Source organism: Aliidongia sp., from assembly GCF_035943795.1.
Lineage (GTDB): Bacteria > Pseudomonadota > Alphaproteobacteria > ATCC43930 > CGMCC-115725 > Aliidongia.
Genome location: NZ_DASZBY010000086.1, coordinates 16,892 through 29,092, shown reverse-complemented (window position 1 = coordinate 29,092; position 12,201 = coordinate 16,892). Strand labels below are relative to the sequence as shown.

The window sequence follows — 12,201 nt, the reverse complement described above, 5'->3', positions numbered from 1 at the left end:
ACCGACCGTCAAGCTGACGTTCTTGAATTTATAGGAGAAGCTGACGTCGGTGTAGAACACGCCCGGCGCCTCGTTACCCTCCCAGTCGCCACAGCCCTTCGGATTGCCGATCTGAGAGCAGGTCAGCAGATTGCCGTTTGCGTCGTAGTTGCCGCCGACGCCGGGGTCGGGCGTAACGTTGACGTTCTTGACGCCGCCGAAATAACGCTCGGCGAAATCCATTGACCACGAGTCCTGGGCATAGCTCGCGCCCATCAGGGCTTTCCAACGGGGTTCCCCCGTACCGCCATTGAGGGCGCCGTTGAACGTGCCGGCGTTGTTGACCGAAACGCCCTGGGCCGAAGTCGTGTCGCCGATCAGATAGTTCGCCGAACCACTGAGCGTGATGCGGCCCGGTAGCGGCAGGCCGATTTTGGAGGCATCGAAGCCATAGTCGACGTTGACGTCGATACCCGAGGTGAGTTCGTCGCCGATGTTGGCGTTGAGGATGCTGACCAGCGGCAGGCCGCCGTCGCCGCCGCGATGGCCGTAGTTGGCGAATTTGCAGGCCTGGGCCCGCGAGATGATGTAGGCGACGCCGCCATAGCACGAGTTCAGGATGGCAACGGGATCGTAGGTGCTGATCTCGTTGCGGACCAGGACGGTGTAGTAGTCGGTCGTGATCGTCAGGCCCGGCACCCAGTGCGGCGTTACGACGGTGCCGAAGGTCCATTCGTTCGACGTCTCGGGCTTGAGGGTCGGATTGCCGCCCAGGATGCCCGGTATCTGAATGATGCTCGGCGGTGAGGTGCCAGGGTTGAGTCCCGACAGTTGGAAGTCGAGCATGCAGGCGGCCGAACCATGGTAGTTGCCGTTCGTGGCGCAGGGGTCGGTTCCCGATGGCGTCGTCCCCGCCTGGCCGGCGTAAAGTTCCTTCACCTGGGGCGCACGGAAGCCGGTCGAGTGATTGCCGCGCAGGCGGAAATCGTCATCGATCGCATAGTCGAGGCCGATCTTGTAGGTGAGGGACCGGCCGAAGGTCGTGTTGTAGTCGTAGCGCGAGGAGACGTCGCCGGTCAGCGTCTTGATGAACGGCAGGTTCGACAGGATCGGAACGTTCAGTTCGCCATAGACCGAACTGGTGGCATAGGAACCCTGGGTCGGCTGTTCGAAGGTCGCGGAATCGCCCTGGGCGACCACCGAGTCCGGAATGTTGTTGATGCCGTCCGTCCGGTATTCGAAGCCGAATGCCGCATTCAACGGACCGGCCGGCAATTGATAGACCGGGCCGGAGATATTGCCGTAGGCGTCCTGCATCTCGAGCGTGCTGCTCGACCGATTGTCGAACACGCTGTACCGCGCCTGTTCGGGCGTCAGGGTCTGGTAGCCGAAATAGTTGGCGATCGAGCAGCCCTGCGCTGCCGCGGTGCCGCAGGAATTGATGCCGAGCTGCTGGGCGATATGGGCGAAATTCGCCTCGTTCGCGATGTTGTACTGGGCTGCCGAGCGGCCATAGAAATAGCCGGCCTGCCAGTCGAACTGGCCCAGCAGCGAGCCCTCGAGACCGACGCGGATGCGCGAGGTGTTGATGTCGTCCGTGTAGACCCGATCCCCGTTTTCGAAGCGGCGGGTGCTGAGTGCTACGGGCGTATCGACGTTGGCAGCGCCATAGATGCCCGCGGCACCGGGACGGGTCGTCGGGTTCGCGGGGTTGAGCGATCCGTCGGGCAGGCGAACCGGAATGAGGAACGCGGCCGGGAACTGCGGCGTTGGCGTGCCGGCGCCGATCGGTTCGGGATTGAGCAATTGGTTCGACTGGCGATCGGTATAGAACGCCTCGAAGATCGCCGTGACGTTGGGGGCCAGATCATAGTGCGAGGTGAGATTGATCTGGGTGCGGTCCAGTCCGGACGTCAGCCCTTCGGTCGGCAGATAGTCGAACAGGACGGCACCCGGCACGGCGATGACGCCCGGGGGCAGCTGACCGCCGGAGAACGCGCCGCCGGCGATGGGGTTGCCCAGCGTGTAGGCGTTTTTTGCAAGGATCGGATTGGTCGACAATGCCGACGCACCGGTACCGTACCAGTAGAACTTCGCGGCGGTGGACGTGCCGGGATTGACGGTGCCCTGCGCACCGGGAACACGGCCCGAGGCGCTGCTGTAGTCGTTCGAGTCGGCCTCGGGATGTTCGCTGGCCGCCCAGGCGCGGGCGGCATTGGACACGGCGTCCTGGTGGTCGTGGCTGACGTTGATCATGATGTTGCCACGATCGAAGTCGGCACCGACGGTCGAATAGACGTTGTAGCGCACCCCGTCGCCGTAGCTGGTCTCGCCGACGCCGCCGCCGACCTCGACACCACTGAAATGCTGCTTGGTGATGATGTTGATCACGCCACCGACCGCGTCGGCGCCGTAGGCCGACGACGCGCCGTCGCGCAGGATTTCGATGCGGTCGACCATCGAGGTCGGGATGTTGTTGAGGTCGACCGCGTTCGCCGATGCGTTGGAGTCGGTGAAGATGAAGCGCTGGCCGTTGACCAGGATCAGCGTGCGCTGCGGGCCGAGATTGCGCAGGCCGAGGTTCGAGGCGCCGTAGCCGCCGTTATTGTCGTTCTGACTGATGCCGCCAGTGAAGTCGATATCCGGCAACTTGCGCAGGAACTGCTCGACCGTCACGGCCTCGGTCTTGTTGATCTGCTCGCTGGTGACGACCGTGATCGGATTGGCGCTCGCGGCATCGGTGTTCTTGATGCGCGAGCCGGTGACTTCGATCGTTTCGGTTTGCGGTGCGGTTTGCGCCAATGCCGATGCTGCCGGCACCAAGCCCAGCAGCAGGACGGCCGCCACGGAACCTCTAAGTCGATGATCGAGCGTCGACGAGCGCTTTCCCCTGTAATTCGAGACCATGAAAACCCCCAGATTTACCCCGATCGCGGAGCGGGGCCGGATGATCGGCCCTTCGTATCCGCGTCATTTCCGTGACGATGCCGCCCTCGTTCGACGGGGTCGCGCCGATTTGGCCGGTTTCGAGCACGTTCGGACGGTGATGACGCTTGGGGCTGCGGGTCGTCGCGAGATGGTGCAAGCGGGCCACGATCGGGCTAAAAGGATTCTCCTGGGGGAAGTCGCGCCCGTCATCCAGTCGCGCCGAAACGAGAAGCCGATCGATGAGTGAGTTGACACCTGACAGCGTCGCCGCCGTGCAGGAGGCCGTTGCCGCTGCGGCGGCCGCGCAAACCTCGCTCGAGATCATGGGCGCCGGAACGAAGCGTGGGCTGGGCCGGCCGGTCGACGCCGTCCAGCGCCTGTCGCTTGCCGGATTGCGCGGCATCACGCTCTACGAGGCTGAGGAGCTGGTGCTCTCGGCCCAGGCCGGTACCACCCTCGTGGAGATCGAGCATTCGCTGGCCCAGAAGGGTCAGCAGCTGGCGTTCGAACCGCCGGATTGGGGCATGCTATTGGGCACCGCGACCGGCACTCAGACGATCGGCGGCGTCGTCGCCTGCAATCTGGCCGGGCCGCGCCGGCTGACGGCCGGAGCAGCCCGCGATCATCTGCTGGGCTTCCAGGCGGTCAGCGGCCGGGGCGAGTTGTTCAAGGCCGGCGGTCGGGTCGTCAAGAACGTCACCGGCTTCGACCTGTCGAAGCTGATGGCGGGCTCGTTCGGCACGCTCGCGGTCATGACCGAAGTCGCACTCAAGGTGCTGCCCCGGCCGGAGGCGGCCGCCACGCTGCTGCTGCTGGGCCAGGATGCCGCGACCGCGGCCGGATCGATGGCGGCGGCACTGGGCAGTTCGAACGAAGTCTCCGGTGCGGCCTGGCTGCCGGGGCCGCTGGCCGGCCGTCTCGGCGTGGGCGAAGGCGCGTCCGTGACCGCCCTGCGTTTCGAGGGTCTTGCCGAATCGGTCGCCTACCGGCTGACCGCGCTCACGGCACTCATCCCCGGCGCAGCCGATCGGCTCGACGGACCGGTATCCAACGCGTTCTGGCGGTCCGTCGGCAATGGGGAGCCCTTTGCCGCCGACCCGTCGCGCGATGTCTGGCGTGCCTCCGTCGCACCGCTCGATGGCGCGCGGCTCGTGGCCGCGCTGCCCGAGGCCGAGGCCTATCTCGATTGGGCCGGCGGGCTCGTCTGGCTGGCGCTGCCGGCCTCGCCCGACGGGGGTGCTGCGCGCGTGCGGCAGGCCAAGGGAGGGCAGGGCCACGCGACACTCATCCGCGCCGGGGCCGACGTGCGGGCGCAAACCGCGGTGTTCGAACCGGAACCGGAGGCACTGGCCGCGCTCAGCCGGCGCGTCAAGGCGAGCTTCGATCCGCTCGGCATCCTCAATCCCGGCCGCATGGTCCAAGGGGTCTAGCCCGATGCAGACGCATTTCTCCCTGGCCCAGCTCGCCGATCCGGATATCCGGGATTCGGAACAGATCCTGCGCAACTGCGTCCATTGCGGATTCTGTACCGCGACCTGTCCGACCTATGTGCTGCTGGGCGACGAGCTCGACAGTCCGCGCGGCCGCATCTACCTGATCAAGGACATGCTGGAGCAGGACAAGCCCGCGACCGAAGAGGTGGTGAAGCATGTCGATCGCTGCCTGTCGTGCCTGTCGTGCATGACGACCTGCCCGTCGGGCGTCAATTACATGCACCTGGTCGATCACGGCCGCGCCTGGATCGAGGAGACCTACCAGCGCCCCTTGCTCGATCGGATGCTGCGAGGCGTACTGGCACTCGTCCTGCCGCGGCCCGGCCTGTTCCGGCTGGCGCTGCTCGGCGCCGGTCTCGCCCGGCCTCTGGCTCCGCTGCTGCCGAAGCGGCTGCAGGCCATGCTGCGGCTGACGCCGCGCCATCTGCCGTCGCCGTCACCGGTCGACAAGCCGCAGGTCTTCCCGGCGATCGGGCCGCGCCGCAAGCGGGTGGCACTACTGAACGGCTGTGCCCAGCAGGTGCTGGCGCCCGGCATCAACGAGGCGACGATCCGCCTTCTGACCCGCCACGGCTGCGACGTGGTGGTGGCCGCTGGCGCCGGCTGCTGCGGGGCTCTGGTCCATCACCTGGGCAAGACCGATGCCTCGCACGCGGCGGCCAAGGTCAATATCGACGCCTGGATGCGTGAAATCGAGGGCGACGGCCTCGATGCGATCATCGTCAATACGTCGGGCTGCGGCACGACGCTCAAGGACTATGGCTTCATGCTGCGCACCGACGCGGCCTATGCCGAGAAAGCCGCTGTGGTCGCGGCACTAGCCAAAGACGTGAGCGAGGTGATGGCCGAACTGGGGCTGGGTGTGGTGCCGGCCCCTTCCGGCTTGACCGTCGCCTATCACGCCGCCTGCTCGCTGCAGCATGGCCAGCAGATCCGCACCGAGCCGAAGGCGCTGCTCGCCGCAGCCGGCTTCACGGTCAAGGAAGTGCCGGAAGCCCACCTGTGCTGCGGTTCGGCCGGCACCTACAACCTGCTGCAGCCGGATATCGCAGAACAGCTGAAGGCGCGCAAGGTGGCGAATATCTTGTCGACCGCACCGGACCTGATCGCCGCCGGCAACATCGGCTGCATCACCCAGATCGCCAGCGGCACCGGGGTGCCGATCGTCCATACGGTGGAATTGCTGGACTGGGCGACCGGGGGGCCGAAGCCGGCGGGGCTGGGGGCCTGATATGTTCCGATCATTCCGACGCCGACGGACCTACCCCTGCGCCCACGCCACCAGCATCTCGACGAAACGGCGCAGGTGCGGCCGCACGCCGGCGGCCAGATCCGGGCGGAAGGCGTAGGGTGCGGTCTCGTCCATGTAGGTCGCCTGGACCAGTTCCAGCTGGACGGCGTGGCGCCCGCGCGACGGATCGCCATAGTGGCGCGTAATGTGGCCACCCTTGAAGCGGCCATTGAGAATTGCCGTATAGCCGGGGGCGGCACCCAGGATGTCGAGCACGCGGCGGGCGAGGTCGGGCGCGCAGCTCTTGCCGTCGGCAGTGCCGATGTTGAAGTCGGGCAGGCGTCCCTCGAACAGGCGGGGCACGATGCCGCGGATCGAATGGGCGTCGAGCAGCACCGCCCCGCCGTGGGTCGCGACCAGGCGGTCGAGTTCGGCTTCGAGCTTGGCATGGTAGGGCCGCCAGTAGGTCTCCAGTCGCTGAGCACGCTCGGCCGCATCGGGCCCGGCGCCGGGACGATAGGCTGGCGTACCGTCGAACAGGATGTCGGGGATCAGGCCGGTCGTGGCGCCGGCATAGAGCGGCGCATCGTCGGGCGGCCGGTTGAGATCGACCACGAAGCGGGAGTGGCAGGCTTCGAGCCGGCTGCAGCCGAGCTCGTCGAGAAAGTCGTAGAGCCGCGGCAGGTGCCAGTCCGTGTCGCCCAGCGGCAGCGCCGCGTCGGACAGGCGGTCGGCAAGGCCGGGCATCAGCGCAGTGCCGATATGGGGCATGCTGACCAGCACCGGGACGCTGCCTTGGGTGAAGCGATGGATCTCTGTCATGGCTGATCCCGGCGCAGCGCTGCGAGTTTGGGCAGGACGAGGGAGAGGGCTAGCGCGCCGACCCCGACCAGGGTGGGTTCGACCCAGTTCATCGAGCCGGTCAGCGCCTGGCCGCCGGCGGCCCCGACATCGACGCAGAACAGCGTGATCGGCAGTTGGCCGATCAGCGAGCCCAGCATGTAGTCGCGCAGCGACACGCGCGACAGGCCGAAGGCGTAATTGACCGGCGTGTGCGGCATGATCGGCACGACGCGGATGAGCGCTACCGCGCGCCAGCCGCCGCGCTCGACCCGGGCCAGCAACTCGCCGAGTTTCGGCAGGCGCTCGGGCTTGATCCAGCCGGCATTGACGTAGCGGGCCAGCGCGAATCCCGCGAGCGAGCCGGCCATGGCGCCGCTGACCGCCCACAACGCGCCCCACCACAGGCCGAACAGCAGGCCGGCGGCGATCGACAGCGGCGTGCGCGGCACGAACAGCAGGCTGGCCGCGACATGGATCGCGATGAAGATCAGCGGCGCATAGGCATTGCCGGCGATCAGTGCCTTCAGGTGTGCCGGCTGGAATTCCGCGCGCTCGCGCCAGACCAGGCCGACGGCGACGATCACCAGGGCCAGCAGGAAGACCCTGACGAAACGGCCCCATTGCTTCGGCACCGGCGTCGCTCCTAGGCCTGGGGGTCGAGCAGCACCGGCACCTTGGCGCGGCGCTGCAGCCACATCACGCCGAACAGGTCGACGATGCCGACCAATGCCCGGTCGATCGTGCCGTAATTCGACTTGCCGCGCTCGCGCGGCCGATGGTTGACCTTGACCGAAACCACCGTTCCGCCGATGCGCAGCACGAGCGCCGGCAAGTAGCGGTGCATATGGTCGAAATAGGGCAGGTCGAGGAAGGTCGCGCGCTCGAACAGCTTCAGCCCGCAGCCGGTGTCGGGCGTGGCGTCGCCCAGCAGGCGCGAGCGCAGGCCGTTGGCGAAGCGCGAGGAAAAACGTTTGACGGCGGTATCGCGGCGCTTGGCCCGATGGCCGCAGAAGATCGCCGGCCGGCCGGCCGGGGCCGCCTGCGCCATGCGCCACAGGTTCGGGATATCGGCCGGGTCGTTCTGCCCGTCGCCGTCGAGCGTCGCTACCCAACGGCCGCGCGCCGCCTTGACGCCGGTCCGGACCGCCGTGCTCTGGCCGCAACTCTTGGCGTGGCGCAGCACGCGAAGGGTCGGATCGCTCTGCTGCATTTCCGCCAGGCGCAGCGCGCTGTCGTCGGTCGAGCCGTCGTCGACATAGACGATCTCGAACGGGACGAGACCGTCGAGCGCCGCATGGATCTCGGCGATCAGCGGCGCCAGGTTCTCGGCCTCGTTCTTGACGGGAATGACGACGGAGAGATCCAAGGCGGGGCCGGTCCTGTGCTGGTCGATTATTCGTGCGGAAGCGGCGGCGTGTACCACGTTTTGTCGGGTCGTACCAAACGGCTTCGGCCCGACCGGCGGACAATCCTGGCCAGCGCGGCGGGGATGCCGAGCCCTGAGCCTGCGTATTACTTCCGATCATGGGATGGTTGGCCAGTCACGGCCAAATATCGATACCCCATATCCTTTCGAGGTTCTGTAATGAATCCAGCGATCATTGCCGCTTCACGGTTCGGCTATGGCGCCGGGCCCGATGGCACGAGCGCGATCGCGGCCGATCCGCGTGGCTGGCTGAAGACCCAGCTATTGCGACCGCAAGTGCCGGCCGGCTTTGCGGGATTGCCGAATTCGACCGAACTGGTCGTCACGTACCAGCGGATTCAGCAGCAGCGCAGGCTTGCCCATGCCGAGGGCGAGATGCCCCGGCGTGCCCGTATGGAAAACAGCCCGCACGGCGCCGATGGTCGCGGCGGGCCGACGGATGAGAGCGTGAATGCCATGGCCGAGCCGCCCACGGCGAAAGGCCTGCCGCCCGGTCCCGACCAGCGCGCCTTGCGCCAGGCGGTCCTCCAGGAAACGGCGGCCAAGCTCGATGCGGTTACGACCAGCCCGACGCCGTTCGTCGAGCGGCTGGTCAGCTTCTGGGCCAATCATTTCACCGTGTCGGGCGTCCGTCCCGTCGTGCGCCCGCTGGCCGGCAGCTTCGAGCGCGAGGCGATCCGGCCCCATGTCGGCGGCCGCTTCGAGGACATGGTGCTGGCGGTCGTGCAGCATCCGGCCATGGGGCTCTACCTCGACAATTGGGTTTCGGTCGGCCCGGAGTCGCGCGTCGGCTCCCGCGGCAAGCGCGGCCTCAACGAGAACCTCGGCCGCGAGTTGCTGGAGCTGCATACGCTGGGCGTCGATGGCGGCTATGGCGAACAGGACGTGCGGGCGCTGGCCCGCATCCTGACCGGCTGGTCGATCGGCGGTCCGCAGGCCGAAGATCCAGGCCGGTTCCGGTTCGTGCCGGCGATCCACGAGCCCGGATCGAAGCTGTTCCTGGGCCGGACCTATCCGGAGGCGGGGATGGACGAGGGGTTGAACGCGATCCGGATGATCGCCCGTCACCCCTCCACCGCCCGCCACCTGGCGCGGCAGCTCGCCATCCATTTCATCGCCGACCAGCCGCCGCCAGCCGCGGTCGACCGGCTGACCCAGGTGTTCCTGCAGACCGGCGGCGACCTTCGTGCCGTAAGCGCGGCACTGATCGACCAGCCGGAAGCCTGGAGCGCCTATCAGCAGAAGATCAAGACCCCGTTCGATTTCGTCGCCTCGGCGATCCGGGCGACCGGCAGGCCGCTGCCGCCGGAGCAGGCGGTCCGCACGCTCGACCGGCTGGGCCAGGGGCTGCACATGGCGCCGTCCCCCGCCGGCTGGCCCGATGATGCCGCCTCCTGGATCGGGCCCGAGGCGGTGCTGCGCCGGGTCGAATGGGCGCAGACCTATGCCGACCAGGTCGGCAACGACATCGATCCGGCCGCCCTGTCCGGCGCGGTGCTGGGTGACACGATCGCGCCGGACCAGCACCAGGCGATCGCCCGGGCCGAAAGCCGGCCGATCGCGCTCGCCATGTTGCTGGCCAGCCCCGCCTTCCAACGCCGGTGATCGCCATGATTTCTCGTGAGATGCTTCTAAGCCGCCGTCGCCTTCTGGGCAGCCTCGGTGCTGGTGCCGGGCTGGCCGTTCTGAACCTGCCGCGTATTGCCTACGCGTCGGCGCCGATCGAAAACCGGCTGGTGGTCGTCATGCTGCGCGGTGCGCTCGACGGCCTCGCCGCGGTGCCTCCCTATGGCGATCCGCACTATGCCGATCGCCGCGCCGGCCTTGCCCTGCCGATGCCCGGTCAGGCGGATGGGATCCTGGCGCTCGACCATACCTTCGCGCTCAACGCAGCCCTGGCGCCGATCCAGCCGCTCTGGGGCGCCGGCGAGTTGCTGATCGTGCCGGCCACGGCCGGCGGCTATCACACCCGATCGCATTTCGATGCCCAGGACCTGCTGGAGATGGGCCTGGTCGAGCGGCATGGCGCCCCCACAGGCTGGCTCAACCGCGCGCTGGCCGACATCCAGGGCACCGATCGCCAGCGCCGGCTGGGCCTCGCGGTCGGTCCGTCGGTGCCGTTGATGTTGCGCGGTGGCGTCGCGGTGGCGTCCTGGGAGCCGCCGAACCTCAAAGCCGCCGATCCGACGCTGCTGGCCTCGCTGACCCGGATGTATGCCGGCGACAAGCTGCTGGGCCCGGCGCTGGCCGACGGGATCAAGGCGCAGAACCTGTCCGACGAAGTGTTGGGCGTTGGCGCCATGGGCGACGACGGCAAGCCGCGCTTCGCCAAGGCCGGCGGCTACGGACCCGGCGCCTTCAGGCCGATGGCCGAGGCCGCCGGCGGGCTCCTGGCCGCGCCGGACGGCCCGCGCGTGGCGGTGATCGACATGGGCGGTTGGGACACCCATGTCGGCCAGGGAACGGTCAAGGGGCGGCTCGCCGACAATCTGCGCGGATTGGCCGAAGGCCTGGCCCAGCTCAAGATCAGCCTCGGTCCGGCCTGGGGTCGAACCATCGTCCTGGTCATGACCGAATTCGGCCGGACAGTGGCGCCGAACGGCACGAACGGCACCGATCACGGCACCGCGTCGGTGGCGCTGCTGCTGGGCGGGGCTATCAAGGGCGGCCGCATCGCGGGCGATTGGCCGGGCTTGGCGCAGCTCGAGGAAAACCGCGGCCTGCGCATGGCGACGGACCTGCGCGCGGTCGCCAAGGGCGTGCTGCGCGACCATCTGGGGGTCTCCACGGCGCATCTCGACACGACCGTCTTTCCCGACAGCGCTGCGGTCCGACCTTTGGCCGGCCTCGTCCGCACGTAAGATCGCACATCCATTCGTTGGGGATATTTCGTTATTAAAATCATAGAGTTGCGACCCGAGTATCAGGCAGAGACAGCGTCGTCGTTTTCCGGTAGGTATGCAGTCTCCGAATCGCGGCGGCGTGATGGGACAGGCTCCGGATGGCTGCAGCGCAGCTGAAATCATCGAAAATCGAAGCTGGCCCAGGAGACGGAGTCCGGGCCTCCGAGGGGCTTGGCACGATCAAGGTGCTCGTCGTCGACGACACCGCGCCCAGCCGCCGTGCCCTGCGTTCCCTGTTCGAAACTTTCGGCATCGAGGTGAGCGAGGCGGATTCCGCTCACGAGGCCCTGACGGCGCTCGATCGGGCGGCCGCGCGGGGAGCGCCGTTCGATCTCGCCATCATCGACCAGATGATGCCCGGGATGCCGGACGTCGCCGCCGCGACCCGGCTGCGCTCCAACAACGGCCGTATCGCCATGCGTCTCATTCTGGCTGCACCCGTCGATAGCGCGACGTCGGCTCATTGTGACGCCATCCTGGCCAAGCCGATCCAGCGCGCGCCGTTGCTGTCGGTGCTGGAGGGCCTGTTCGACATCGGGGGAACACCACCGGTTTCCGCCACCCCGCGGCGCTCGACCGCAGCGGCGGGTCTGGCGCTGTTGCTGGTCGAGGACAACAGGATCAACCAGATGGTCGCCGCTACCTTGCTGGAGGGCGATGGCTATGCGGTCACCATCGCCGAAGATGGCATCGAAGCCCTGGAGAAAGCCGCTCTCGAACGTTTCGATGCCATCCTGATGGACGTGCAGATGCCGCGGCTCGACGGCATCGAGGCGACCCGGCGACTGCGTGGCAGTACCGGCCTCAATCAAACGACGCCGATCATCGCGCTCACCGCCAACGCCCTGGAGGGCGACCGCGAGCGGTATCTGTCGGCCGGCATGAACGACTATCTGTCAAAGCCATTCGAACTGGACGCGGTGCGTGCCGTCGTGGCCCGCTGGATCGTCGCAGGCCAGGACGACCAGGCGAAACTCCCACGAACGGCTCGCGCGACGATCGAACCGGAAGGCGTCCTGATCCTGGACGACAGCCGGCTGGCCGGCCTCGAAACGCGGATTGCCGCCCCAAAATTCGCGGCGATGATCCGGGCCTTTCTCGACAATGCCGACCAGCGGTTGCGGCGCATGGCCGACGCCATCGCGCGTGACGATCTGGCGAGCCTGGAGCGGGAGGCCCACAGTCTCGCCGGCGCGGCGGCGAACGTTGGTGCCGTCCAATTGGCGGCCGCGGCACGCCGCATCGAGACGACATGCCGCTCGGTGGAAGGGCCATCGCTCGGCGAGGAAATCGATCGGCTCCGGCCGGTCCTGTCTGTGGCACAGTCGGCCTTGTCGGACCGCTTCCTGCCGCAGGACACGGTCGCCTGATGCGCGCAGAGATTCTTCGCGGCAGGGG

Annotated in this window: 9 protein-coding genes; 5 read left to right on the top strand and 4 right to left on the bottom strand. The window is 67.6% G+C overall.

The window, feature by feature from the left end:
- The coding region (locus tag VGV37_RS15745) for a TonB-dependent receptor plug domain-containing protein (protein WP_326880641.1) at nucleotides 1-2,826 on the bottom strand (2,826 nt) is incomplete at its 3' end.
- A 320-nt stretch (nucleotides 2,827-3,146) separates the two neighbouring features.
- On the opposite strand from VGV37_RS15745, the gene glcE reads away from it, so the two are divergent.
- Together glcE and glcF are read left to right on the top strand one after the other, a co-directional pair.
- Nucleotides 3,147-4,337, top strand: a complete 1,191-nt coding sequence (gene glcE, locus VGV37_RS15740; RefSeq protein WP_326880640.1) for a glycolate oxidase subunit GlcE — start codon at nucleotides 3,147-3,149, stop codon at nucleotides 4,335-4,337.
- 4 nt (nucleotides 4,338-4,341) lie between these two features.
- Nucleotides 4,342-5,631 (top strand): glycolate oxidase subunit GlcF, encoded by a 1,290-nt coding sequence (gene glcF / locus VGV37_RS15735; RefSeq protein ID WP_326880639.1) that lies wholly within the window; start codon nucleotides 4,342-4,344, stop codon nucleotides 5,629-5,631.
- A gap of 30 nt (nucleotides 5,632-5,661) precedes the next feature.
- On the opposite strand, the gene hutG is transcribed toward glcF, so the two are convergent.
- The 3 genes from hutG to VGV37_RS15720 are packed head-to-tail and all read right to left on the bottom strand — an operon-like array spanning nucleotide 5,662 to nucleotide 7,840.
- Nucleotides 5,662-6,453 carry an N-formylglutamate deformylase gene (gene hutG, locus VGV37_RS15730; RefSeq protein WP_326880638.1) on the bottom strand — a complete coding sequence of 264 codons (792 nt, stop codon included), beginning with the start codon at nucleotides 6,451-6,453 and terminating at the stop codon, nucleotides 5,662-5,664.
- Complete coding sequence (locus VGV37_RS15725; protein ID WP_326880637.1) at nucleotides 6,450-7,106, bottom strand: TVP38/TMEM64 family protein; 657 nt, start codon at nucleotides 7,104-7,106, stop codon at nucleotides 6,450-6,452. The genes hutG and VGV37_RS15725 overlap by 4 nt, the downstream gene beginning before the upstream one ends.
- Nucleotides 7,107-7,117: 11 nt before the next feature.
- Nucleotides 7,118-7,840, bottom strand: a complete 723-nt coding sequence (locus tag VGV37_RS15720) for a glycosyltransferase family 2 protein (protein ID WP_326880636.1) — start codon at nucleotides 7,838-7,840, stop codon at nucleotides 7,118-7,120.
- 219 nt (nucleotides 7,841-8,059) lie between these two features.
- On the opposite strand from VGV37_RS15720, the gene VGV37_RS15715 reads away from it, so the two are divergent.
- The 3 genes from VGV37_RS15715 to VGV37_RS15705 all read left to right on the top strand — a co-directional run bounded on the left by VGV37_RS15715 (nucleotide 8,060) and on the right by VGV37_RS15705 (nucleotide 12,173).
- Nucleotides 8,060-9,505 (top strand): DUF1800 domain-containing protein, encoded by a 1,446-nt coding sequence (locus VGV37_RS15715; protein ID WP_326880635.1) that lies wholly within the window; start codon nucleotides 8,060-8,062, stop codon nucleotides 9,503-9,505.
- A gap of 20 nt (nucleotides 9,506-9,525) precedes the next feature.
- Nucleotides 9,526-10,761, top strand: coding sequence for a DUF1501 domain-containing protein (locus VGV37_RS15710; RefSeq protein WP_326880634.1), 1,236 nt, complete (start codon nucleotides 9,526-9,528; stop codon nucleotides 10,759-10,761).
- Nucleotides 10,762-10,988: 227 nt separating this feature from the next.
- The gene (locus tag VGV37_RS15705) at nucleotides 10,989-12,173 is read left to right on the top strand and encodes a response regulator (RefSeq protein WP_326880633.1); all 1,185 of its coding nucleotides are present in this window, start codon (nucleotides 10,989-10,991) and stop codon (nucleotides 12,171-12,173) included.
- Nucleotides 12,174-12,201 lie beyond the last annotated feature (28 nt).